Source organism: Homoserinimonas sedimenticola (assembly GCF_026094475.1).
Lineage (GTDB): Bacteria > Actinomycetota > Actinomycetes > Actinomycetales > Microbacteriaceae > Homoserinimonas > Homoserinimonas sedimenticola.
In genome coordinates, this window is sequence record NZ_JAPELL010000001.1 from 2,007,365 (window position 1) to 2,030,287 (window position 22,923).

The window sequence follows — 22,923 nt, forward strand, 5'->3', positions numbered from 1 at the left end:
GAAATCTCGCCATCTCACACACCATTACGCGCGGATTGGAATGAGCAGCGTGGATCTATTTGAGTACCAGGCCAGGGACCTTTTCGAGTCCTACGGCGTGCCCGTACTTGCCGGCCTGATCGCCGACACCCCAGAAGAGGCGAAGGCCGCCGCCGAGAAGATCGGTGGCACCGTCGTCGTCAAGGCTCAGGTGAAGACCGGTGGTCGCGGCAAGGCCGGCGGCGTCAAGGTCGTCCACAATGCGGATGACGCGTACGCCGCCGCCGAGCAGATCCTCGGCCTCGACATCAAGGGCCACGTTGTCAAGCGCGTCATGATCGCCCAGGGCGCTCGTATCGCGCAGGAGTTCTACTTCTCGGTGCTCCTCGACCGCGCCAACCGCTCCTACCTCTCCCTCTGCAGCGTCGAGGGCGGCATGGAGATCGAGGAGCTCGCAGTCGAGCGTCCCGAGGCCCTCGCCCGGGTCGAGGTGAACCCCGCGCAGGGCATCGACAAGGCGAAAGCGGTCGAGATCGCGAAGGAGGCGAACTTCCCCGAGGAGCTCGTAGAGAAGGTCGCGGATGTCTTCGTGAAGCTCTATGACGTATACAAGGGTGAGGACGCGACCCTCGTCGAGGTCAACCCGCTCGTGTTGACGGAGGACGGCGAGATCATCGCCCTCGACGGCAAGGTCTCGCTCGACGAGAACGCCGGCTTCCGCCACGAGAACCACGAGGCGCTCGAAGACAAGGATGCCGCGGACCCCCTCGAGGCGAAGGCGAAGGCCAACGACCTCAACTACGTCAAGCTCGACGGTGAGGTCGGCATCATCGGCAACGGCGCGGGACTCGTCATGTCGACGCTCGACGTCGTCGCCTACGCGGGTGAGAAGCACGGCGCCGTGAAACCCGCCAACTTCCTCGACATCGGCGGCGGGGCATCCGCCACCGTCATGGCGAACGGCCTCGACGTGATCCTCGGCGACCCCCAGGTCAAGAGCGTCTTCGTCAACGTCTTCGGCGGCATCACGAGCTGCGACGCCGTCGCGAACGGCATCGTCAAGGCCCTCGAGATCCTCGGCGACTCGGCTGACAAGCCCCTCGTGGTGCGCCTCGATGGCAACAACGTCGACGAGGGCCGCCGCATCCTCACCGAGGCCAACCACCCGCTGGTGACCCTCGCCGCCACCATGGACGAGGGCGCCGACAAGGCCGCCGAGCTCGCCAACGCCGCTCGCTGATCGTCAAGGAGTAACGCAATGTCTATCTTCCTCAACAAGGACTCCAAGGTCATCGTGCAGGGCATCACGGGTGGTGAGGGCACCAAGCACACCGCCCTCATGCTCAAGGCCGGCACGCAGGTCGTCGGCGGCGTCAACGCGCGCAAGGCCGGCACGACCGTCTCGCACACCGACAAGGACGGCAACGCCGTCGAGCTCCCCGTCTTCGGCTCGGTCGTCGAGGCGATGGAGAAGACGGGCGCCGACGTGTCGATCGCGTTCGTGCCCCCCGCCTTCACCAAGGATGCAATCGTCGAGGCGATCGACGCCGAGATCCCGCTCCTCGTGGTCATCACGGAGGGCGTGCCCGTCGGCGACACGGCCGAGGCGTGGGCCTACGCCAAGGAGAAGGGCGGCAAGACCCGCATCATCGGGCCGAACTGCCCCGGCATCATCACGCCCGGCGAGTCGCTCGTCGGTATCACGCCCGCCAACATCACGGGCAAGGGCCCGATCGGTCTCGTCTCCAAGTCGGGCACGCTGACCTACCAGATGATGTACGAGCTGCGTGACCTCGGCTTCTCGACCGCGATCGGCATCGGCGGCGACCCCGTCATCGGCACGACGCACATCGACGCGCTCGAGGCCTTCGAGGCCGACCCCGAGACGAAGGCGATCGTCATGATTGGCGAGATCGGCGGCGATGCGGAGGAGCGCGCGGCCGACTTCATCAAGGCGAATGTCACGAAGCCCGTCGTCGGCTACGTCGCGGGTTTCACCGCCCCCGAGGGCAAGACGATGGGCCACGCGGGCGCGATTGTCTCCGGCTCGGCCGGCACGGCGCAGGCCAAGAAGGAGGCCCTCGAGGCAGCTGGAGTCAAGGTCGGCAAGACGCCGTCCGAGACCGCCAAGCTCATGCGCGAGATCTTCGAGACGCTCTAGTCTCCTCCTGCGAAGGGCCCGCCTCGGCGGGCCCTTCGTCGTTTCCGGAGCGTCTCACGCAGGCGGGGCGGATGACTAGGCCGCCGTGAAGTGCCCGTGGTAGCCGAAGACCTCGCCGAGTGCGGGCACGCACACCCGCACGTCGATCGTGTGGCGCGAGGCATCCGTGTTCCAGGCGTGACGGAGTTCGACGCGCGGCGAGGGCACCGGCAGAGGGTAGCGGCCGAGCATGATGCGGGCGCGGGCCGAGCGGGCGACGAGGGCGCCGTCGATGACGTCGGGAATCATCTCCACCTGCAGCCGCCCGCGCGCGTGCACGTCGATGAGCCGACCGCGGGCGACGCGGGTCGTGTCGGCCAGCACACGGTCGCCGCTCGCAAAGTGCAGCACGCGGCGCGTCGCGACGGTGCTCGCCCCCGCGGGCTCCATGGTGGCGTCGAAGGGTACGTCGCGGCCGTATTCGGGCATGAGCAGCCCGGCGCCGGCGAGGGCCGACCAGGCGGGCCGAAGCCAGCGGAGGCGCGACCCCGCCTCGTCGAAGACACCCTGCGCCCGCACGGTGGTTGTGCTGCCGAACCAGCGCTGAAGCTCCGGATGCAGCATCCCGAAGCGTTCCCCGAGGGCGCGGGCGTAGACGGAGGCGGTCACCCCTCCACTCTTCACGGAAATTCAGGAAAAGCGGGGTGAGAGCCGCGGATTCTCAGCAGTTGTTGCGGGCGGATGCCGCGTGCTTCCTGAATTTCCGCGTGGGGGCGGGTGTCTCGCTTTCGACGCAGACAGATCTTCCTGAGTTTCCGGCGGGGGAGCGCGAGGCGAGCCGACGGGAGGGATGGCCGCCGGTAGGGTCGGTGCGGTATGAATCGTCCGCTGACCGCCGTCTTCTCCGCCCTTGAGGCGCTCCTCGTCGTGGGGATCGGCATCGGCATACCACTCGTGCCGCTGACGATCGTGTGGGGTTTCCAGTACGAGTTGCAGGTCGACTGGCTGGTGTTCTGGCGCGCGGCGGTCGACACCTGGCTGCTCGGTCACGGTGCCGCCATGCGGGTGACGGTCGACGAGGCGCTCGCGGCGGGGCTCGGGCTGCCCGGGCTGGGCGAGCCCTTCGTGCTGTCGCTCGCGCCGCTGGGTTTCGGCCTGCTGACGTTCCTGCTGGGTCAGCGCGCAGGCCGCCGCATCGCGGAGACACCACACCACCTCGTGGGTCTGGGGGTGGCGGTGACGACGTTCGGGCTGCTCGCTTTCACGGCGGTCGTCACATCGCTGCACGAGCTGGCGCGGCCCTCGATCGTGCAGGGCACGATCTTCTCAACGCTGATCTTCTCGGCTGGTCTCGCGCTGGGTGCCGGCCTCGCCCGTCATCGTCTGGCGGGCTCGCGTCCCCGCGATTTCGTGGATGCCGCGTGGGATCGCATGACGGATTGGCCGGCGGGGGTGCGCACGGTCGTGGGCGGCGCGCTTCGGGCGGGCGCAGCATCCGTCGCGGCGATCGCTGCGGTCGCGGCGGTGCTCGTCGCGGTGCTCGTGGCGGTGAACTATGGCGGCATCATCGCCCTGTATGAGGCGTCGCAGGCGGGTGCGCTGGGCGGTGCGGTGCTGACGGTGGCGCAGCTGGCCTTCGTGCCGAACCTGGTGGTGTGGGCGGCGGCGTGGCTGGTCGGCCCGGGCTTTGCGATCGGCGCGGGTTCGGCGGTCTCCCCGCTTGGCACGACGCTGGGCCCGCTCCCTTCCGTCCCGGTGCTGGGGGCGCTGCCGACGGGTGACCTCGCGTGGGGCTTCCTGGGGCTGCTGGTGCCGGTCGTCGCGGGCTTCCTGGTGGGCGTGCTCCTGCGGCTGCGGGATCCTCGGATGCTTCCCCTCCCGCTCACGGTTGCGACGGGTTCGCTCGGGGGCGTGGTGGCGGGGCTCCTGTTGGGGCTGCTCGCGTGGTGGTCTGGCGGCAGCGGGGGTCCCGGCCGGTTGGAAGTGATCGGTCCCGACGCCCTCGTGGTGGGCCTGTGCGTCGCGCTCGAGGTCGGCGTGGCGTGCGTGCTGGGGCTTCTCGTGGCCGGGAGGCGCGGCGCCGGATCGGAGTAGGCTTGGCGGGTGCTGAAACTCGTCGTGCTCATCTCCGGCGGCGGTTCGAATCTCCGCTCCCTTCTTGAGGCGTCGGAGGACGCCGAGTTCCCGGCCCGTGTGGTCGCGATCGGTGCCGACCGTGACGCGGATGGCCTCGCGCACGCGGAGGAGTTCGGGATCCCGTCGTTCGCGGTCGTCTACTCGAACTACCCCGACCGGGAGTCGTGGGGGCAGGCGCTGCTGGAGCAGGTGCAGCGCTGGGAGCCGGATCTGGTGATCTTGAGCGGGCTCATGCGCCTGCTGCCACGGTCGGTCGTCGATGCGCTTTCCCCCAACCTGATCAACACGCATCCGGCATACCTGCCGGAGTTTCCGGGCGCGCACGGGGTGCGTGATGCGATCGCGGCGGGCGTCGCTGAGTCGGGCGCGAGCGTGATCGTCGTGGACAACGGGATCGACAGCGGACCGATCATCTCGCAGCGTCGGGTTCCCGTGTTTCCTCACGACACTGAGGGCACGCTGCATGACCGCATCAAGGTGGTCGAGCGGGAACTGCTGGTGCAGGCCGTGCTCGACATTGCCAATGGAAAGATCAACCTGAAGGAGCTTGTCGCATGAGCGGCCCCAGCCACGACGCATCCCTGTACCGCCACCGCGACGCGATTCCGCTCAAGCGCGCCCTCATCTCGGTGAGCGACAAGTCGGGCCTGCTGGAGCTTGCCGAGGCTCTTGTGGGCGCCGGAGTGGAGATCGTCTCGACGGGTTCGACGGCGAAGATGATCGCGGGGGCGGGGCATCCGGTCACCGAGGTGTCGACCGTGACGGGCTTCCCGGAGGCACTCGACGGGCGCGTGAAGACGCTGCACCCGTTCATCCACGCGGCAGTGCTCGCCGACCTGCGGCTCGAGTCGCACGAGCGGCAACTGGCGGAGATGGGCGTCGAACCCTTCCAACTCGTGGTCGTGAACCTCTACCCCTTCGTGGAGACGGTCGCCTCGGGAGCCGAGGGCGACGCCGTCGTCGAGCAGATCGACATCGGTGGGCCCGCCATGGTGCGCGCCGCCGCCAAGAACCACGCGAATGTCGCGATCGCCGTCTCACCCGAGAGCTACCCGCAGATCATCAAGGCGGCGACGCTTGGCGGCACGACGCTGGCGCAGCGGCAGCGTCTCGCGGGTGAGGCCTTCGCGCACACGGCGGCCTATGACACTGCGGTGGCCGAGTGGTTCGCCGAGTCGGTGGGCGTGCGCGCGGAGCACGAGGCGTCCCAGGAGAGCATCACCCTGAAGGTCTCCCTCAAGCAGCAGCTGCGCTATGGCGAGAACTCGCACCAGTCGGCGGCGCTCTACGTCGAGAACGGCGGGCACGGCATCGCGCAGGCGACGCAGCTGCACGGCAAGGAGATGTCGTACAACAACTACGTCGACGCGGATGCTGCGGTGCGGGCCGCCTACGACTTCGACGAGCCTGCCGTGGCGATCATCAAGCACGCCAACCCCTGCGGCATCGCGGTCGCCCGCGGCACGGGTGACGCGATCGCGTCGGCGCACGCCCGCGCCCACGACTGCGACCCCGTCTCGGCGTTCGGCGGAGTGATCGCGGCGAACCGGCCCATCACGCGGGCGGCGGCGATCTCGATCAAGGACATCTTCACGGAGGTCATCGTCGCGCCCGGCTTCGAGCCGGAGGCGCTCACCGTGCTGCAGGCGAAGAAGAACCTGCGCCTCATCGAGCTCCCCGGCGATTACGCGCGCGCCGATCGCGAGCTGCGCCAGATCTCGGGCGGCCTGCTCGTGCAGAGCCCCGACACCTACGACGACCTGTCGACGGAGACCTGGCAGCTTGTGACGGGCGAACCCGCGGATGCCGCCACCCTCGCCGACCTGGAGTTCGCGTGGCGTGCGGTGCGCTCCGTCAAGTCCAACGCGATCCTGCTGGCCAACGATGGGGCTTCCGTCGGTGTCGGCATGGGACAGGTCAATCGCGTGGACTCGTGCCACCTTGCGGTGAGCAGGGCGGGCGATCGCGCAAAGGGGAGTGTCGCGGCATCCGATGCCTTCTTCCCCTTCGCCGACGGGCTCGAGGTGCTCATCAAGGGCGGCGTGCGCGCCGTCGTGCAGCCGGGTGGTTCGGTGCGCGACGAGGAGGTCATCACGGCGGCGAAGGCGGCGGGCGTGACGATGTACTTCACGGGCGAGCGCCACTTCTTCCACTGACGTCGCCGCGCGGGTAGGCTGGTTGCCCGTTTGTGCGCTGACCCGCACGGCGATCGTAGAAACGAGCCACCCCTTGTTCTCCCCGAACGTGGCGCCCACGAAGCGCCTTTCGACGGCGCGCGCCATCCTGCGCATCCTTCCGTACGTCCGGCCTGCCCTGCCGCGCATCACGTTGGGCGCCGTCGCGGCGCTCGTCGGCGCCGTCGTCGCGCTGCTGATCCCACAGGTGCTGCGTTCGCTCGTTGACGGCCCGCTCGGGGAGGGCGACCTCTCGGGCCTGTGGTGGGCGGTCGGCGCGGTGCTGGCGTTGGGCGCGCTCGAGGCGGGCATGATCTGGCTCCGGCGCTGGTTCGTGCTCGTGCCGGGCACTCACGTCGAGGCCGACATGCGCAACGCCCTCTACGCGCGCCTGCAGGACCTCCCGGTCGCCTTCCACGACCGCTGGCCGAGCGGGCAGCTGCTCTCGCGCATGTCGACCGACCTCAGCCTGATCCGCCGCTGGTTGTCGTTCGGCATCGTGCTGCTCGTCGTCAACGTCGTGACGGTCGCGATCGGTTTCGTCTTTCTGCTGAACCTGAGCTGGCAGCTGGGCGTGCTCTTCATCATCTGCTCGATTCCGTTGTGGATCTACACCTTCGTCTTCGAGAACAAGTACTCGCGTGTTGCCCGCCTCAGCCAGGATCAGGCGGGCGATCTGGCGACAAGCGTCGAGGAGTCGGTTCACGGCATCCGGGTGCTCAAGGCCTTCGGTCGCGGCCACCACGCGCTCGAGAGCTTCACGAAGCAGGCGGAGGAGCTGCGCACGACCGAGATCGAGAAGGCGCGCGCGATCGCGGGCATCTGGCTGTGGTTGCTGCTGGTGCCGGATGTCACGTTCGCCCTGTCTCTCCTCGGCGGCGTGCTGCTCGCCGCGAACGGCGCCCTCACGGTGGGCGGGCTTGTCGCGTTCTTCGCGACCGCGGCGGTGCTACGCTGGCCCGTCGAATCGATCGGCTTCCTGCTCTCCATGACGTTCGACACCCGCACGGCGGTCGACCGCTTCTTCGAGGTCATGGACGAGACGAACCCGATCGTTGACCCCGAGCATCCGTCGGAGGCCTCTCGCGGTGAGGGGCGACTCGTCTTCGAGAACGCGCACTTCCGATACCAGGACGCCCACGCGGGCTCGCGCGACATTGTCGACGGGGTCGACCTGGAACTGCTCCCGGGCGAGACGATGGCGCTCGTCGGTCTCACAGGCTGCGGCAAGACGACCCTCACGGCTCTCACGACGCGCCTCTACGACCTGACCGAGGGGCGCATCCTGCTCGACGGCGTCGACATCCGCGAGCTCACGCGCGAGCAGTTGCGCGAGCGCATCGCGATGGGCTTCGAGGAGGCGATCCTGTTCTCGTCGACCGTGCGCGACAACGTGCTGCTGGGGCGACCGGATGCCTCGGAGAGCGAGCTCGCGGAGGCCCTCGAGATCGCGCAGGCCGACTTCGTGCACGCGTTGCCCGAGGGGCTCGACACGACGGTCGGCGAGGAGGGCATGAGCCTTTCGGGTGGACAGCGGCAGCGACTGGCGCTTGCGCGCGCGGTTGCGGCGAAGCCGAGCGTGCTCGTGCTCGACGACCCCCTGTCGGCTCTCGATGTCGACACGGAGGCGGCGGTCGAGGCGGGGCTGCGGCGCGTGCTCTCGAGCACGACCGCGCTGATCGTGGCCCACCGACCCTCGACCGTGCAGCTCGCCGACCGGGTCGCGCTCATGCGCGACGGGCGAATCGTGGACGTCGGCACGCACTCGGAACTGCTTGCCCGCAGCGAGCACTACCGCTTCGTCATCTCGTCCCTGGAGGTGGAGTCGTGAGCCGGCTCGATGTGGAGGAGGAGCGCGACGACCTTTCGCGCGCCGAGAACAAGCTGCTGCAGGGCCGCTCGGTGCGTCTGCTCGGTTCCCTCGTGCGTCCGCTCGGCCGTACCGTCGCGCTGACGGCGGTCGTGATCCTCGTCAGCACGGTCGCGCAGGTCGCGGGTCCCGGGCTCATTGCGCTCGGGATCGACAACGGCCTGCCCGCCGTGCTGGAGGGGGACTGGTGGCCGCTCGGGCTCACCGTTGCCGCCTACATCGCGACGGGCATCCTGGGAGCCGTGCTCGTGGCGTGGTACACGATCCTCACGGCGAAGCTCAGCCAGACGATGCTCATCGACCTGCGCAAGCGCGTGTTCCTGCACACGCAGCGGCTGAGCCTGGAGTTCCACGAGAATTACACCTCGGGGCGCATCATCTCGCGCCAGACGAGTGACCTCGAGTCGATCAAGGAGCTGCTCGCCAACGGGCTCAACCAGCTCGTGCAGGGCGGCCTCTACATGGTCTTCATCGCGATCGCGCTGCTCGTCGTCGACTGGGTGAGCGGGCTCATCCTGCTGCTTTCGCTCGTGCCGCTCGCGATCCTGACCCGCTGGTTCCAGGTGAGCTCGCAGCGGATGTTCCGGCGCACGCGCGTCGCATCCGCCCGCATGATCGTGCACTTCGTCGAGACGATGACGGGCATCCGGGCGGTGCAGGCGTTCCGCAAGGAGCGGCGCAACGAGCGGGAGTTCGGCGCGCTCGTCGAAGACAACCGCGACGCCAACGCGAAGGTCATTCAACTCTTCGGCACCTACGAGCCCGTGCTGATCCTCATCGGCAACGTCACGCTCGGCGTCGTGCTGCTTGTCGGCGGCTTCCGGGTCGCTGATGGCTCGCTGCCCGTCGGCGCGCTGCTCGCGGCGCTGCTCTACACGCGCAACTTCTTCGCGCCCGCGGAGGAGATGGCGATGTTCTACAACTCCTACCAGTCGGCCGCCGCCGCGCTCGAGAAGATCTCGGGCGTGCTCGAGGAGCTGCCGAGCGTGCCGGACCCGGTCAAGCCCGTCGAGCTGTCCGAGGCCAAGGGGGCCGTCTCCTTCGACGATGTGACCTTCGCCTACACGCCCGAGCGCGTCATCCTGCCGTCGTTCACCCTGGACATCCCCGCGGGGCAGACACTCGCCCTGGTCGGCACGACGGGTGCCGGCAAGTCGACGCTCGCGAAGCTCATCGCCCGCTTCTACGACCCGAGTGATGGCGCCGTCACGCTCGACGGGGTTGACCTACGCGAGTTGAGCCCCGCCGATCTTAGGCGTGCGATCGTCATGGTCACGCAGGAGGCCTACCTCTTCAGCGGCACGATCGCCGACAACATCGCGCTCGGTAGGCCGGGCGCGGATCTCGCCGAGATTCAGGATGCCGCGAAGGCCGTCGGGGCGCACGACTTCATCTGCGCGCTCCCCGACGGCTACGGCACCGACGTCAACAAGCGTGGCGGGCGGGTCTCGGCGGGCCAGCGACAGCTGGTGTCGTTCGCGCGCGCCTTCCTCGCCGACCCCGCCGTGCTCATCCTCGATGAGGCCACAGCGTCGCTCGACATCCCGAGCGAGCGGGCCGTGCAGCGCGGGCTGCAGACCCTCCTCGCGGATCGCACGGCCGTCATCATCGCCCACCGCCTCTCGACGGTCGAGATCGCCGACCGCGTGCTCGTCATGGAGCACGGGCGCATCGTCGAGGATGGCGCCCCCGCAGAACTCATCGCGGGCGACGGCCGCTTCTCGCGCATGCACGCCGCGTGGCGTCAGTCCCTCGTGTAGCGGATCCCGCGCCTGAAGCCCTCGAATGCATGAGCTACAGGAGGGGTCAAAAAACGCGCCCACCGCGAACGGGAGGCGCGTTTTCTGACCTTTCACGTGCAGCAGCTCCGACAGGGCTGCCGCAGGGAAGCGCTGACCTACGGCAGGAAGGCGTCCAGGTCGGGCATCTCGGTGAGCACCCCGTAGTCGACGGCCGCCTGCGCGAGCTTCTCGGTACCTTCAGCCGACATCTCTGTGGGGAAGGTCGGGAGGACGATCTCTGCAAGCACCTCCGGCGGCGTCTTCGTATACGTCGCGATGATGCGGCGCACCTCGTCGGGGTTCTCCTGCGCGTACTCGAGCGACTTCGTCATTGCCGCTTGGAAGCGCTCGACGATGTCGGCGTTCTCCGCGACGAATGCGTTCGAGGCGAAGTAGGCGGCGACATCGAGTTTCGGGTCGAAGGACGCGTAGGTGTAGGTGAGCACCTGGAGCCCGGCCTCCTGTGCCGAAGTCACAAAGGGCTCGACGACGAATGCTGCGTCGACCTGATTTGCTTCGACCGCAGCGATTGCGTCGGGGAAGGGCACCTCAGAGAACTCGATGGTGGACGAGTCGGCTCCGGCGTCATCGACGAGGGTGCGCACGATCGTGTCGTTGATGTTGCCGGTGCTGTTGCTGGAGACTCTCTTGCCTTCCAGGTCACTCACGTCGGCGATACCAGAGTCACTCCGCACGATGAGAGCGCCAAAGTCGGACTCGGGGTCGCCCGAGGAGGCAACGGCGGGGGCGACGGTCTCGATGGGGAGGCCCTTCTCGATTCCGATCATGAGCGAGAGGGTATTGCTGAAGCCGAACTCGTAGTCGCCCGCGACGACGGCGGGCACGATGGCTGCTCCGCCCGAGGCCGTCTCAATCGTGAGGTTGACGCCCTCGTCCTCGAAGAATCCCTGCTCGACTCCGAGGTAGAGGGGGGCTGTGTCGGCAATGGGGATGACGCCGATCGTGGCGTCGACCATGCCGTTCTCGTCAGGTTCCGCAGTGTTGCCGCCGTTGCTGCACCCGGCAAGCAAGAGGGCGAGCGCGGATGCTGTGGCGATGCCTGTGAAGGTCTGCTTTCTCATGTCACTCCGTCGTGATCGTGGAATAGAAGGAGGCCCGAGGTGCACGTGGACCGATTGTTGACAATTCTGTCGACAGTTCCTATGTTTGTCCAGTATCCAACGTCAGGAGCACCGCATATGACCGAATCACGCACCACCCTCGTCGTCAGCGCACACCCCGGAGACTTCGTCTGGCGAGCGGGCGGCGCGATCGCCCTCGCGGCACACCGCGGCGAACGCGTCGTCATCGCCTGTCTCAGCTACGGTGAGCGCGGTGAGTCGGCGGCGCAGTGGCGAGCTGGCAAGACGCTCCAGGAGATCAAGCAGATCCGGCATGAGGAGGCGGAAGCCGCAGCAGCGATCCTCGGAGCGGAACTGCGCACCTTCGACGGGGACGACTACCCGCTCGAGGAGACCCCCGAGCTTCGTCAGCGTCTCATCGACCTGTATCGAGAAGTGCAGCCCGACGTCGTGCTCACGCACGCAGCATCCGACCCCTACAACATGGATCATCCGAAGGCTGCCGAGATCGCCCTCAAGGCTCGCGTGCTTGCCCAGGCGCCCGGCGTCTCCGGTCCCGGCGACGTCATCGGCGCGCCTCCTGTCTTCTGCTTCGAGCCCCACCAGAGCGAGGTCTGCGGCTTCGTGCCCAACGTGCTGCTCGATATCACGGAGGTGTGGGAGACCAAGGTCGCGGCCATGAACAGCCTCGGCGCATCGCAGGGCCACCTCGTGGACTACTACAGCGACCTGGGCCGACGGCGAGGGGTGCAGGCCAAGCGGAACAGCGGACCCAATCTCGGTCTGCCGGTGACGACGCTCGGCGAGGCATACCAGCGCGTCTATCCGCAGGTCACGAGCGAACTGGCATAGACGGATGCCGCACTACGTTGTCAGACAGATCGACCGGGCCGACACGTCCGTCGTCGACGCCCTTGCCGAGTATGGTGTCGCGACCGTGCACGAGGCGGCGGGTCGCACGGGTCTCGTGGGCGCGAGCGTGTTGCCGAGGCAGGATGGCGCGGCGGTCTCCGGCAGCGCCGTCACCGTCTCCTCGCATCCGGGCGACAACCTCATGATCCACGCCGCCGTCGAGGTCTGCCAGCCTGGCGATGTGCTCGTCGTGACCACGACCTCGCCCTCCGTGCACGGCATGTTCGGCGACCTCCTCGCGACCTCCCTCATGTCGAGGGGAGTGCGCGGGCTCGTGATCGATGCGGGGGTGCGAGACATTGCCACCCTGCGGGAGATGGGTTTTCCCGTCTGGAGCCGCGCCGTGCACGCTCAGGGCACGGTCAAGGCGACGCCCGGCTCGGTCAATGTCCCCGTCGTGTGCGACGGGCAGCTCGTGAACCCGGGCGACGTGGTCGTCGCTGACGACGACGGCGTCATGATCGTGCCGCGTGCGGATGCTGCGACGGTGCTGGCCGCGGCGGAGAAGCGCACCGCCAACGAGGAGTCGAAGCGCGAGAGGCTCGCGGGCGGCACCCTCGGCGTCGACATGTACACGCTGCGCCCACTGCTCTCCGACCTCGGTGTCGAATACGTGGACCGCCTGCCCGAGGGGCGATGAGCCGGATGGTACGGATCGCCGTGTTGGGCCTGGGGGCCGCCGGTCGCGTCTATGCCGAGGACCTCGCGCGCGTCGCAGCCGTCGTCGGACACGACCCGTTCCTGTCGCAGGAGTCGGGGGCCTTCGCCGTGGCGGAGAGCGCCGCGGATGCGGTGAAGGATGCCGAGATCATCCTCGCCATGACCCCGTCGACCGCCGCTCGCGCAGCCCTCGACTCCGTGCTCGGGCATGCGGCCCGTGGGGCCGTCTACGCGGACCTGTCGAGTTCGGGCCCCGCTGACAAGGCCGCATCGGCCGCCGCAGCCGAGAAGGGAGGCCTCCTCTTCGCAGACGCAGTGCTCATGGCCCCCGTGGCGCACAAGCGCATTGCGACCCCCGTCGTCGCGTCGGGGCCCGGTGCTGCGCGGATGGATGAGCTCCTCACGCCGCTCGGGATGCCCGTCGAGGTGCTCGATGGCCCCGCCGGCGAGGCCGCGGCCCGCAAGCTGCTGCGCAGCATCGTCGTCAAGGGCATCACGGGGCTCATGATCGAGTCGCTTCGGGCCGCGGAGCAGCAGGGGCTGCTCGAGTGGTTTGGCGACCACGTGACGGAGACGCTCACGCACCTGACGCCCGATTTCCTCCGGGGCCTGCTCGAGGGCACCATGCAACACAGTGCCCGTCGAGTGCACGAGATGGAGGCCGCCGCCGAGATGATCGAGCAGGGCGGCGACGCGGCCGCGATGGCGCGCGCGACGATGGCGGTACTTGAATCGATCGGCGAACGGGGAATCCCCAGGGGAGGAGCGCTGCGGTGAGCGACGGGGTTCGGTGCATGCTCATGCGGGGCGGCACGTCCAAAGGCGCCTACTTCCTCGAGAGCGACCTGCCGAGCGACGCGGCGGAGCGCGACGATGTGCTGCTGAGGATCATGGGCTCGCCCGATGAGCGTCAGATCGACGGCATCGGAGGCGCGCACCCCCTCACGAGCAAGGTCGCGGTGGTGGCCCCCTCAACGCACCCCGACTGCGATGTCGACTACCTCTTTCTCCAGGTCGTGGTCGACCAGGCGATCGTGAGCGACGCCCAGACCTGCGGCAACCTGCTGGCAGGCGTCGCTCCATTTGCGATCGAGCGGGGGCTCGTGGCGGCGGAGGAGGAGTCGACGCGGGTGCGCATCCGCATCCTCAACGGAGGCGGTGGCGAAGCGGTTGCCACCGTGGAGACACCCGGTCGCCAGGTCAGCTACGAGGGCGACGTCATGGTCTCGGGCGTTCCGTTCGGGGCGGCGCCCATCGAGCTCGAGTTTCCCAGCGAGGGGGGCGCCCTGTTCCCCACCGGCAGGCTGACGGATGTTTTCGCCGACACCGCCGTCTCCTGCGTCGACGCTGGTATGCCGGTCGTGCTGATTCGCGCAGCCGACCTTGGGCTGGAGGGTGACGAATCTCCAGAAGAGTTGGAAGCCGACGGAGCGCTGCGAGAGCGCCTTGAGCGGATCAGGCTCGAGGCGGGCCGAGCGATGGGCTTTGGCGATGTCACCGACACGACAGTGCCCAAGCTCAGCATCGTCTCGCCGCCGCGCCACGGCGGCACCATCACGACCCGCACCTTCATCCCGCACCGCGTGCACACCTCGATCGGAGTGCTGGGCGCCGTGTCGGTCGCCGTCGGAGTTGCGGTCCCCGAGACGGTCGCGTCGTTCGCCGTGGGAACAGAAGAGGATGCTGCGCTCCGCATTGAGCACCCCACCGGCTACTTCGACGTCGAGCTCGAGCTCGATGAGTCTGGCCGCACCCTCAGGAGGAGCGCTGTGATTCGCACGGCGCGCAAACTGTTCGACGGCGTCGTCTGGCCCCGCCCCGCCGCCGCAGTGAAAGGAACCACTCCATGACCGAGATCCCACACCGGCAGCTCACGCACGACCCGAACCGGCTCCGCGACATCGCTCACGTCGGACCCATCGAGCTCTTCACCCCAGTGCTGGAGGAGACCCGGGACTTCTTCGTCGACCTGATGGCGCTGACCGAGGTTGACCGCGATGGCGACTCGGTCTACCTGCACGCCTGGGACGACTACCAGGGGTACACGATTCGTCTCGTTCAGCGCGAGCAGGCCGGCATCGGTTGCACCTTCCTTCGTGCCGCGAGCCCAGCTGCGCTCGAGCGCGAGGTCGCAGACATCGAGGCGAGCGGATTCGGCCGCGGTTGGGTCGATGATGTGCGCGGGCTGGGGCGCACCTACCTCTTCGACGATCCAGACGGGCACCCCATGGGGATCTACTGGGATGTCGAGAAGTACGTTCCGATGGATGACGCGCCCTCTCTCAAGAACCAGGCGGCCAAATTCCCGGGGCGCGGCGCGAACGTGCGCCGCCTCGACCACGTCAACTACCTCACGCGTGAGGTGCCCGCGGTATCCGACTTCCTGCGCGACACGCTCGGGGCGCGCTGCACAGAGCGCATCGTCACGGACGAGGGGGCAGATGCCGCCATCTGGTTCTCCGTCGGGCAGAAGTCTTACGACCTCGTCTACACGAAGGACTGGACGGGGGCCAACGGGCGCCTTCACCACATCGCCTTCGCAACCGACACCCGCGAGGACATCCTGCGTGCCTGCGACGTGTTCCTCGACGCCGGGGTTCACATCGAAACAGGCCCGCACAAGCACGCCATCCAGCAGACGTTCTTCCTCTACGTGTGGGAGCCGGGCGGCAACCGCATCGAGCTCTGCAACGCGGGCGCGCGCCTCATCCTCGACCCGGACTGGCAGACGGTGAACTGGACCTCGGCCGAGCGGGCGAAGGGCCAGGCGTGGGGCCTCAAGACGATCGAGAGTTTTCACACGCACGGCACGCCCGTGATCGAGGGGGTCTGACGCTCGCGGCGTCAGTCGATGGGCGGGGGGATCGGTTCCGCAAGGGTCGCCGTGAGGGCCAGCATGTGCGCGCGCATCGCCGACTCCGCGGCATCCGGATCTCTGGCGATGATCGCCTCGACGATTGCCGCGTGCTCCTGGTAGGAGAGTTTGGCGCGCCCGGGATGCAGGATCGTGCGGTAGTGATAGCGCACGAGGTGTGAGTTCAGGCCAGCGAGCAGCCGCCCCGCCGTGTCATGCCCGGCGATCTCCACGATGACGGCATGGAGTTCGACGTTGCGCTCTGACGCCGTCATCAGGTCGCCCGCCTCAAGCAGGGCGCCGATCGCGGCAAGTCGTGCCCGCAGGTCTTCGGCCGCCGAGTCGCTCAGGTTCTCTGCCGCCTTGCGCGCGGTAAGCCCTTCGAGCAGGGCGCGCACCTCGTAGATCTCTGTCGCCTCGTGTGCGCCCACGAGACGCACGCGAGCACCGCGATTACGCTCATGCTCTACGAGGCCGTCCTGGACCAGGCGCACCAGCGCCGTCCTGACGGCCGAGCGGCCGACGGCGAAACGCTCGGCGATCTCCGTCTCCACGAGCCGCTCATTCGGGTGCATTTCGCCCGTGACAATGGCGCGGCGCAGGCCCTCATATACCGTCTCTGCGCTCACCCGGCGATTCTACCCGTCGGCTCATTAGGCCTCTCAGGCGTCTCATCGGCAATAGGCTCGAGGTATGGCGTACCCCTCCCCGCACGTGTCCCTGTCCCGTCGCATCCTGGGTGCGCTTGCGACGGGGGCATCGGTCGCGCTGTCGGCCCATGTCGCAACAGTCTTCGCCTTCTTCGTCGCGGCGGGCGCCAACCCCGAGGTCTTCGCCTCGCTCGGAGCGTTCTTCCAGAACAGCGCTCTGCTCGCCTTCGTGCTCCTCAGCCTCGCGGGAGCGCTCGAAGCCTTCGCACGCTGGTACATTGCGCTGCCGGTCGCGCTCGCCGTCGCGACCGCCTCCGCCTACTTCGGCACGCTGCTCGGGGTGCTGGCGGAGGGGGCGACACTGAACGGCGCCACCACGGACTACCTCGCGGCGAGCCTCGTGGGCCCCAACCTCGTCTTCATCATCGCCTCCGGCATCTTCGGTAGCACGCTGGGTGTTGCCGTCTGGCGCGCCGTCTCCGGCGCTCCCGTCGAGCGCACCGAGCGACGGATCGCCCTCGTGCGGCTCCCCGCGAGCACGCTCGCGGAGGGGCAGGTGACCCATATCGAGCGCAGCGAGGTCGACCCCGAGCGTGCAGACCGGCAGTGGGAGTCGTATGTCGGCGCCCTCGATTCGCTCGGCTGGGAGGTCGTCGAGGTGCCGGTGGCTGAAGGTTACGCTGACTCCGTCTTCGTTGAGGACACCGTCGCTGTCTTCGGCGACGTTGCCGTGATCGGTGCCGCCGGGCATGAGTCGCGGGTGGGTGAGCCGGAGGCGGTCGAGACCGTGTTGCGCGGGCTCCGGCTTCACATCGAGCGCATCGAGTCCCCCGGCACCCTTGAGGGCGGCGACGTGCTCAAGGTCGGCAACACCGTGTATGTCGGCAGCAGCGGGCGGACCAATGCGGAGGGCATCCGTCAGCTTCGGCGGATCGTCGAGCCTCGCGGCTACCAGGTGGTAGCGGTGCCGGTCACGAAGGCACTGCACCTCAAGACAGCTGTCACGGCGCTTCCCGACGGCACCATCATCGGCTATCCGCCGTTCGTCGACGAGCCCTCGCTCTTCTCCCGGTTCCTGCCTGTGCCCGAGGCGGAGGGCGCCGCCGTCGTCGTGCTCGATCGCGAGACGGTGCTGATCTCGGAGTCGGCGCAGCAGACGGCGACGTTGCTCGAGGGGCTCGGCTACACGGTTGTCACTGTCGACATCTCCGAGTTCGAGAAGCTCGAGGGTTGCGTCACCTGCCTCTCGGTGCGCATCCGCTGACGCTGCTTATTGAGCTCAGTCGATGATGAGGGCGTCGAAGTCCGGCTCCGACTTGAGCACCAGGTACTTGACGGCGCTGCGTGACAGGTGTGCGGCAGCATCCAGGTCGAAGCTCGTGGTGTAGCGGGGGAGCACGGCGGCGGTGCGCTCGTTCCACTGGGTTTCGGCGTACGAGGTCATGACGGAACGCACCTCACTGGGATTCTCCGCCGCATACTCGATCGATCGCTCCAGGGCGGCCATGAAGCGCTCCAACACCTCGGGTCGTTCGTTCGCAAAGCGGGCCGAGGTGAAGTAGGCATTGACGTCGAGGGACGGGTCGAACGCCGAGTAGGTGTAGCTGAGCACACGCTTGTCGCCGTTGAGGGCCCGCGTCAGGTAGGGCTCGACGAGGAAGGCGGCGTCGACCGTTCCGTCGCTGAGGGCGGATGCAGCGGACTGGAACGGTACTTCCTTCCACTGCACCGTGTACGAGAAGCCGGCCTCGGCATCCATGATGGCCCGCAGCACCGTGTTGTTGGTGTCGCCCGTGCTGTTGCTTCCGACGAAGGCGCCCTCGAGATCGGAGAGGGTCGTGTAGGTCGAGTCGTTGTTGACGACGAGCGCCCCGAAATCAGCTGTCGGGTCGCCCGTGGCCGAGCCGGCGGGCGCGAGGAGCCGCAGGTCTGCGCCATCCTCCTGGGCTGAAAGGATGGAGAGCATGTCGCTCACCGCGATGTCGTATGTTCCCGAGACGACGGGGTCGATCAGCATCCCGGTGCCCGAGGCGAGGGCGGCGATCCGGATGTTCAGGCCCTCGTCAGCGAAGAAACCCTCCTCCTGGCCGAGGAAGAGCGGGGCGCTTTCCACGCTTGGCAGGGCGCCGATCGTCAGCTCGGTTGTGCCGTTGGCGCCCACCCCCTGCGGCGAGCATGCGGTGACAGATGCCGCGGCGACGCCGATGACGACGATGGCGCGCGCGATGGCAGAGGTCTTCATTGACTAGCTCCACAAGTGAAGGTGGGTAAAGCTCGGGCTGGCTGTCTATGGTGCCAGATTCGAGGCTCCTTCGATATCACCCCTCTGGGGGTCAGGCGCGGTGCCGCGCCCGCCGCAGGTCAATGCGGTACGTCCCATCCGACGACCAGTGCAGAGGGGTGTCCTCCTCGCGATAATGCTCGAGGGCGCGTTCCTCGTGGGCGGCGGGTGGCAGGCCGTTCGCCCGGATGACGCGCCACCACGGGACATCCGCCCCATAGCGCGACAGGATGCCGCCCACTGACCGGGCTGCGCGTGAGCCGAGCACGGCTGCGACGTCGCCGTAGGTCATGACGCTGCCGGGCGGGATCGCGGCGACCACGTCGAGCACGGCCGAGGTGAAATCGTCGCCGGCGCGCATCACGTCTCGATCGCGCCGATCTTCTCCCCGTACTGGGTCTCGCCCATCACCCGGAAGCCAATGTGAAGGAAGAACTCCTCTGGCCCCTCGTCGCCCGACTCCCAGATGACGGTGAGCCGCTCGAAGCCGCGGCGTCGCGCCTCCGCCACCGCCTCATTGACGATGAACCGCCCGACACCGCGCCCCTGGGCCTCGGCCGCGACGTTCATGCGCCAGATGCAGCTGCGGAACTCCTCGTCCATCGCGTCCGGATCGAAATTGGCAAGGAGGAAGCCCACGACGTCGCCCTCGCTGTCGATCGCGACACGCGACCACGTGGTGGTCGGATCCAGGAACGGGTCGGCCATCGCGTAGGTCACGGGAGCGATGAATTGCTCCTGGCCAGGCTTGAGGGTGAGGCTGTTCGCGGCGACGACATTGCTGGCCGACAGCTCTTCCATTCTGAATTCGCCCATGCCTCAGGCTAACCCGCACCGCACCGGCCGCACAGCGGTATGTTGCGCATCCCTGTTTTCGTGAGAATGTGGCATCCCGGTTTCGGTGTCACGGCAGGAGGTTTCAATGAAGATCACCGGTGCAGTTCTCGAGGAGATCGGTCGCGAGCGGCCCTACGCGGCGTCGAAGCCCATTACGGTGGGCGAGCTCGAGCTCGACGCTCCGCAGGCGGGCGAGCTGCTCGTGCGTATCGAGGCGGCGGGCCTCTGCCATTCAGACCTTTCCGTCGTCGACGGCAACCGCGTGCGGCCCGTGCCCATGCTGCTCGGTCACGAGGCGGCGGGCCGTGTCGAGCAGGTGGGCGAGGGCATCGATGACATCGAGGTGGGGCAGCGCGTCGTCATGACCTTCCTGCCTCGCTGCGGCGAATGCGCCGGATGCCGCACCGAGGGTCGCCTCCCGTGTGAGGTCGGCACGCGCGCCAACAACGCGGGGGAACTCGTGGGCGGCGCGCACCGGTTGCACCGCGGCGGGGACGACGTGCACCACCACCTCGGGGTCTCAGGGTTTGCGACGCACGCCGTCGTCAACCGCCACTCAGTCGTGCCGGTCGACGACGACGTGCCGGCGGAGGTCGCGGCCGTCCTCGGCTGCGCGGTGCTGACCGGCGGGGGTGCCGTCATCAATGCGGGCCGTCCGCAGGAGGGCGACACGATCATCGTGGTGGGGCTCGGGGGCGTGGGAATGGCCGCCGTGCTTGCCGCCGTGTCGCTGGGTCACACCGTCATCGGCGTCGATGGGGTGCAGGAAAAGCTTGACCGGGCGCTCGAGCTCGGGGCGTCGACCGTCTACTTGCCGCAGGAGCTCGCCGAGCAGGGCGTGCGGGCGCCCGTCGTCATCGAGGCGGCGGGGAATGCGCGAGCCTTCGAGACGGCGATCGCAGCGACTGCGCCGGGCGGCACCACGGTCACTGTGGGTCTTCCGGCGCCGACGGCGTCGGCATCCGTCTCGCCGCTGGGGCTTGTCGCGGAGGCGCGCACGATCGTCGGCAGCTACCTCGGCTCGGCGGTTCCTGAGCGGGACATCCCTCGTTACGCCCAGTTGTGGCGGGAGGGCCGCCTTCCCGTCGAGAAGCTCATCTCCTCGCGGATCTCGCTCGAGGAGATCAACTCGGGGATGGATGCTCTCGCGGAGGGCGCCGCGATCCGTCAGGTGATCATGTTCGACAAGTGATCTCGCGGTTGCAATACATACCGGCCAGTCGGTATCGTCGTCCCGTGAGCGAAGATGCGAGCGGGACGACGACGACCGGCGGCAGGGCGATTCCCGGCCTTGACCTCGACGCACTCGAGACGTGGCTCTCGACGAACGCTCCCGAACTGCTCACGGGCACGCCGCTCAGTGCGACCATCATCGCGGGGGGTCGCAGCAACCTCACCTACGCGCTCGACGGGGCGCGCGAGCCGCTCGTGCTTCGCCGCCCGCCCCTTGGTCACGTGCAGAAGACGGCCCACGACATGGCGCGCGAGTTCCGCGTGATCTCGGCGCTCGCCGACTCCGCCGTTCCCGTGCCCCGCACCGTGCTCTTCATCGACGACGCGAGCGCGGGCGTCGAAATGCCCTGCTACCTCATGCAGCGCGTCGAGGGTCGAGCGCTGAAATCGCAGCGCGACAACGCCGACTTCACGGGCGAGCAGCTCACCCGGCTCAGCCACGATCTCGCGAGGGTGCTCGCGAAACTCCACACGATCGACCCCGCCACGGTGGGGCTTGCCGACTTCGGCCGCCCCGAGGGCTTCCTCGTGCGTCAGCTCGACCGCTGGGGTCGTCAGTACGAGGGTTCCCGCAACCGCGACCTCCCCGAGCTCGACGCACTGCAGCGGGAGCTCGGCGAGCGCTTCCCCGAGACTCTCTACACCTCGATCGTGCACGGCGACTTCCGCCTTGACAACGCTCTCGTCGCGATCGACGCGGCGGGCGAGCCACATATCCAGGCGGTGCTCGACTGGGAGATGGCAACCCTCGGTGACTCGCTCACCGACCTCGGTCTCTTCGGGCTCTACTGGGACATCAACTCCTTTGAGGGAATGCCGCAGGGCGTCGTGGCGACCTCGGTCGCCCCCGGCGAGGGCTATCCGCCTTTCGCCGAGCTCATCGAGGTCTATGCGGATACCGCGGGCATCGAGATTCCCGATATGTCCTGGTATCTCGCCTTCGCCGCCTTCAAGCTCGCGGTCATCCTCGAGGGCATCCACTACCGCTATCAGGCGGGCCAGACGGTGGGGGAGGGCTTCGAGCACATGGGCTCGATCGTGCTGCCTCTCGCGAGGGCCGGCCGCCGCTACCTCACAGGAGAGGCGTGACATGCAGTTCGACTACGACGACACGACCAAGCAACTCCTCGCCCGCGTCGAGCGGTTCATGACGGAGCATGTGTACCCGGCAGAGTCGGTGCTGGAGGAGCAGCTCGCTGCCGAGCCAGAGCGGTGGTCGGCTCCGCCGGTCGTCGCGGAGCTTCGCGAGGAGGCGCGCAGGCAGGGCCTGTGGAACCTCTTCCTTCCCGCCTCGGCGCAGGGAACGGATGGCGGCGCCGGCCTCAGCAACCTCCAGTACGCGCCGCTGTGCGAGGTGCTCGGTCGCAGCCCCAAGCTCGGCCCCGCCGCCATGAACTGTGCCGCCCCCGACACGGGCAATATGGAGATCCTCCGCGAGTTCGGCACGCCCGAGCAGAAGGAGCGCTGGCTGACCCCGCTCCTGAACGCGGAGATCCGCTCCGCCTTCTGCATGACGGAGCCCGAGGTGGCGTCTTCGGATGCGACGAACATCGCCACGAGCATCCGTCGCGAGGGTGACGAGTACGTGATCAACGGACGCAAGTGGTGGTCGACGGGGGCGATGAACCCCGACGCCGCGATCTTCATCGTCATGGGCAAGACCGACCCGGATGCCGAGCGTCACCGCCAGCAGAGCATGGTGCTCGTGCCGCGAGACACCCCCGGCGTCACGGTCGTGCGCGCCCTCACCTACTTCGGCTTCGACGACCGCGACCACGGCGGCCACGCGGAGGTGCTTTTCGAGGATGTGCGTGTGCCTGTCGGCAACATCCTCAAGGGGGAGGGCGAGGGTTTCGCCATCGCACAGGCCCGCCTCGGCCCCGGGCGCATCCACCACTGCATGCGCGCGATCGGGCTCGCGGAGCGCGCGCTCGATCTGGCCCGGGAGCGCGCGAACTCGCGCACCGCGTTCCACCGCACGCTCGCCGAGCAGGGGGTCATCCGCGAGTGGATGGCGGAGGCGCGCATCGCGATCGAGGCCAACCGCCTGCTCGTGCTCAAGACCGCCTGGCTCATGGATACGGTCGGCAACCGCGCTGCCCACGCGGAGATCCAGGCCATCAAGGTGGCAGTGCCGCGGATGCTCGAGACCATCGTCGACCGCGCCATCCAGATCTTCGGGGCCGCCGGCGGCTCGCAGGACTTTCCCCTCGCCGAGATGTATGCGACGGCGCGCGCGCTCCGCATCGCCGACGGCCCCGACGAGGTCCACCTCAGTGCTCTCGGCAAGGCCGAGCTGCGCCGCACCGCCTGAATCGCACCACGACTGAGACA

Annotated in this window: 22 protein-coding genes; 16 read left to right on the forward strand and 6 right to left on the reverse strand. The window is 68.2% G+C overall.

The features are described 5' to 3' along the window. Positions 1 to 49 precede the first annotated feature (49 nt). Entirely contained in the window at positions 50 to 1,219 is a 1,170-nt protein-coding gene (gene sucC, locus OH146_RS09615; RefSeq protein WP_265159825.1) for an ADP-forming succinate--CoA ligase subunit beta, read from the forward strand. Positions 1,220 to 1,237: 18 nt separating this feature from the next. Continuing rightward, complete coding sequence (gene sucD / locus OH146_RS09620) at positions 1,238 to 2,140, forward strand: succinate--CoA ligase subunit alpha (protein ID WP_265159828.1); 903 nt, start codon at positions 1,238 to 1,240, stop codon at positions 2,138 to 2,140. A 75-nt stretch (positions 2,141 to 2,215) separates the two neighbouring features. Here the strand turns inward: sucD and OH146_RS09625 are convergent, their stop codons facing one another. After that, positions 2,216 to 2,788 (reverse strand): DUF4166 domain-containing protein, encoded by a 573-nt coding sequence (locus tag OH146_RS09625; RefSeq protein WP_265159831.1) that lies wholly within the window; start codon positions 2,786 to 2,788, stop codon positions 2,216 to 2,218. 207 nt (positions 2,789 to 2,995) lie between these two features. On the opposite strand from OH146_RS09625, the gene OH146_RS09630 reads away from it, so the two are divergent. The 5 genes from OH146_RS09630 to OH146_RS09650 all read left to right on the forward strand — a co-directional run bounded on the left by OH146_RS09630 (position 2,996) and on the right by OH146_RS09650 (position 10,059). Further along, positions 2,996 to 4,213 (forward strand): cell division protein PerM, encoded by a 1,218-nt coding sequence (locus OH146_RS09630; protein WP_265159834.1) that lies wholly within the window; start codon positions 2,996 to 2,998, stop codon positions 4,211 to 4,213. A 9-nt stretch (positions 4,214 to 4,222) separates the two neighbouring features. Then, positions 4,223 to 4,813 (forward strand): phosphoribosylglycinamide formyltransferase, encoded by a 591-nt coding sequence (purN, locus tag OH146_RS09635; RefSeq protein WP_265159836.1) that lies wholly within the window; start codon positions 4,223 to 4,225, stop codon positions 4,811 to 4,813. Further along, positions 4,810 to 6,411, forward strand: coding sequence for a bifunctional phosphoribosylaminoimidazolecarboxamide formyltransferase/IMP cyclohydrolase (gene purH, locus OH146_RS09640; RefSeq protein ID WP_265159839.1), 1,602 nt, complete (start codon positions 4,810 to 4,812; stop codon positions 6,409 to 6,411). The genes purN and purH overlap by 4 nt, the downstream gene beginning before the upstream one ends. A 73-nt stretch (positions 6,412 to 6,484) precedes the next feature. Then, positions 6,485 to 8,260, forward strand: a complete 1,776-nt coding sequence (locus OH146_RS09645) for an ABC transporter ATP-binding protein (protein WP_265159842.1) — start codon at positions 6,485 to 6,487, stop codon at positions 8,258 to 8,260. After that, positions 8,257 to 10,059 (forward strand): ABC transporter ATP-binding protein, encoded by a 1,803-nt coding sequence (locus OH146_RS09650; RefSeq protein ID WP_265159844.1) that lies wholly within the window; start codon positions 8,257 to 8,259, stop codon positions 10,057 to 10,059. The genes OH146_RS09645 and OH146_RS09650 overlap by 4 nt, the downstream gene beginning before the upstream one ends. Before the next feature lie 137 nt (positions 10,060 to 10,196). Here OH146_RS09650 and OH146_RS09655 read toward each other — a convergent pair whose 3' ends face one another. Beyond that, positions 10,197 to 11,162, reverse strand: coding sequence for an ABC transporter substrate-binding protein (locus OH146_RS09655; protein ID WP_265159847.1), 966 nt, complete (start codon positions 11,160 to 11,162; stop codon positions 10,197 to 10,199). A gap of 117 nt (positions 11,163 to 11,279) precedes the next feature. Here OH146_RS09655 and OH146_RS09660 point away from each other — a divergent pair, with 117 nt between their 5' ends. From OH146_RS09660 to OH146_RS09680, 5 genes are read left to right on the forward strand one after another with little or no spacing between them, the layout of a single operon-like run. Beyond that, on the forward strand, positions 11,280 to 12,014 hold the full coding sequence (locus tag OH146_RS09660) for a PIG-L deacetylase family protein (protein ID WP_265159849.1): 735 nt from the start codon (positions 11,280 to 11,282) through the stop codon (positions 12,012 to 12,014). Between the two features lie 4 nt (positions 12,015 to 12,018). Continuing rightward, positions 12,019 to 12,714 (forward strand): 4-carboxy-4-hydroxy-2-oxoadipate aldolase/oxaloacetate decarboxylase, encoded by a 696-nt coding sequence (locus tag OH146_RS09665; RefSeq protein WP_265159851.1) that lies wholly within the window; start codon positions 12,019 to 12,021, stop codon positions 12,712 to 12,714. Next, positions 12,711 to 13,511 (forward strand): NAD(P)-dependent oxidoreductase, encoded by an 801-nt coding sequence (locus OH146_RS09670; RefSeq protein WP_265159853.1) that lies wholly within the window; start codon positions 12,711 to 12,713, stop codon positions 13,509 to 13,511. Before OH146_RS09665 ends, OH146_RS09670 begins: the two co-directional genes overlap by 4 nt. Next, positions 13,508 to 14,584 carry a 4-oxalomesaconate tautomerase gene (locus tag OH146_RS09675; RefSeq protein ID WP_265159855.1) on the forward strand — a complete coding sequence of 359 codons (1,077 nt, stop codon included), beginning with the start codon at positions 13,508 to 13,510 and terminating at the stop codon, positions 14,582 to 14,584. The genes OH146_RS09670 and OH146_RS09675 overlap by 4 nt, the downstream gene beginning before the upstream one ends. Beyond that, positions 14,581 to 15,567, forward strand: a complete 987-nt coding sequence (locus OH146_RS09680) for a VOC family protein (protein ID WP_265159857.1) — start codon at positions 14,581 to 14,583, stop codon at positions 15,565 to 15,567. Before OH146_RS09675 ends, OH146_RS09680 begins: the two co-directional genes overlap by 4 nt. A gap of 11 nt (positions 15,568 to 15,578) precedes the next feature. On the opposite strand, the gene OH146_RS09685 is transcribed toward OH146_RS09680, so the two are convergent. Further along, positions 15,579 to 16,217 (reverse strand): GntR family transcriptional regulator, encoded by a 639-nt coding sequence (locus tag OH146_RS09685; RefSeq protein WP_265159859.1) that lies wholly within the window; start codon positions 16,215 to 16,217, stop codon positions 15,579 to 15,581. Positions 16,218 to 16,281: 64 nt separating this feature from the next. Between OH146_RS09685 and ddaH the strand changes: the two genes are divergently transcribed. Further along, entirely contained in the window at positions 16,282 to 17,502 is a 1,221-nt protein-coding gene (ddaH, locus tag OH146_RS09690) for a dimethylargininase (protein WP_308214952.1), read from the forward strand. A 15-nt stretch (positions 17,503 to 17,517) separates the two neighbouring features. Here ddaH and OH146_RS09695 read toward each other — a convergent pair whose 3' ends face one another. From OH146_RS09695 to OH146_RS09705, 3 genes are all read right to left on the reverse strand, one after another. Further along, entirely contained in the window at positions 17,518 to 18,480 is a 963-nt protein-coding gene (locus OH146_RS09695) for an ABC transporter substrate-binding protein (RefSeq protein WP_265159862.1), read from the reverse strand. Between the two features lie 91 nt (positions 18,481 to 18,571). Then, a complete protein-coding gene (locus tag OH146_RS09700; protein ID WP_265160743.1) occupies positions 18,572 to 18,880 on the reverse strand; it encodes an MGMT family protein in 309 nt (102 codons plus the stop codon). Beyond that, positions 18,880 to 19,335, reverse strand: a complete 456-nt coding sequence (locus OH146_RS09705) for a GNAT family N-acetyltransferase (RefSeq protein ID WP_265159864.1) — start codon at positions 19,333 to 19,335, stop codon at positions 18,880 to 18,882. Before OH146_RS09705 ends, OH146_RS09700 begins: the two co-directional genes overlap by 1 nt. Positions 19,336 to 19,441: 106 nt before the next feature. Here OH146_RS09705 and OH146_RS09710 point away from each other — a divergent pair, with 106 nt between their 5' ends. Genes OH146_RS09710 through OH146_RS09720 form a run of 3 tightly spaced genes read left to right on the forward strand, consistent with a single transcriptional unit; the run spans position 19,442 to position 22,903 of the window. Further along, positions 19,442 to 20,548: an alcohol dehydrogenase catalytic domain-containing protein gene (locus OH146_RS09710; protein WP_265159866.1), complete on the forward strand. Its 1,107-nt coding sequence runs from the start codon at positions 19,442 to 19,444 to the stop codon at positions 20,546 to 20,548. Between the two features lie 44 nt (positions 20,549 to 20,592). After that, complete coding sequence (locus tag OH146_RS09715) at positions 20,593 to 21,678, forward strand: phosphotransferase family protein (RefSeq protein ID WP_265159868.1); 1,086 nt, start codon at positions 20,593 to 20,595, stop codon at positions 21,676 to 21,678. 1 nt (position 21,679) lies between these two features. Continuing rightward, positions 21,680 to 22,903: an acyl-CoA dehydrogenase family protein gene (locus OH146_RS09720; RefSeq protein WP_265159869.1), complete on the forward strand. Its 1,224-nt coding sequence runs from the start codon at positions 21,680 to 21,682 to the stop codon at positions 22,901 to 22,903. Positions 22,904 to 22,923: the final 20 nt, after the last annotated feature.

What these genes read in the sequence shown, in the direction of transcription:
- sucD (WP_265159828.1), top strand. Translation starts at nt 1,238, where the DNA reads ATGTCTATCTTCCTCAACAAGGACTCCAAGGTCATCGTGCAGGGCATC.
- OH146_RS09630 (WP_265159834.1), top strand. Translation starts at nt 2,996, where the DNA reads ATGAATCGTCCGCTGACCGCCGTCTTCTCCGCCCTTGAGGCGCTCCTC.
- purH (WP_265159839.1), top strand. Translation starts at nt 4,810, where the DNA reads ATGAGCGGCCCCAGCCACGACGCATCCCTGTACCGCCACCGCGACGCG.
- OH146_RS09655 (WP_265159847.1), bottom strand. Translation starts at nt 11,162, where the DNA reads ATGAGAAAGCAGACCTTCACAGGCATCGCCACAGCATCCGCGCTCGCC.
- OH146_RS09660 (WP_265159849.1), top strand. Translation starts at nt 11,280, where the DNA reads ATGACCGAATCACGCACCACCCTCGTCGTCAGCGCACACCCCGGAGAC.
- OH146_RS09665 (WP_265159851.1), top strand. Translation starts at nt 12,019, where the DNA reads ATGCCGCACTACGTTGTCAGACAGATCGACCGGGCCGACACGTCCGTC.
- OH146_RS09670 (WP_265159853.1), top strand. Translation starts at nt 12,711, where the DNA reads ATGAGCCGGATGGTACGGATCGCCGTGTTGGGCCTGGGGGCCGCCGGT.
- OH146_RS09680 (WP_265159857.1), top strand. Translation starts at nt 14,581, where the DNA reads ATGACCGAGATCCCACACCGGCAGCTCACGCACGACCCGAACCGGCTC.
- ddaH (WP_308214952.1), top strand. Translation starts at nt 16,282, where the DNA reads ATGGCGTACCCCTCCCCGCACGTGTCCCTGTCCCGTCGCATCCTGGGT.
- OH146_RS09695 (WP_265159862.1), bottom strand. Translation starts at nt 18,480, where the DNA reads ATGAAGACCTCTGCCATCGCGCGCGCCATCGTCGTCATCGGCGTCGCC.
- OH146_RS09700 (WP_265160743.1), bottom strand. Translation starts at nt 18,880, where the DNA reads ATGCGCGCCGGCGACGATTTCACCTCGGCCGTGCTCGACGTGGTCGCC.
- OH146_RS09705 (WP_265159864.1), bottom strand. Translation starts at nt 19,335, where the DNA reads ATGGGCGAATTCAGAATGGAAGAGCTGTCGGCCAGCAATGTCGTCGCC.
- OH146_RS09710 (WP_265159866.1), top strand. Translation starts at nt 19,442, where the DNA reads ATGAAGATCACCGGTGCAGTTCTCGAGGAGATCGGTCGCGAGCGGCCC.
- OH146_RS09720 (WP_265159869.1), top strand. Translation starts at nt 21,680, where the DNA reads ATGCAGTTCGACTACGACGACACGACCAAGCAACTCCTCGCCCGCGTC.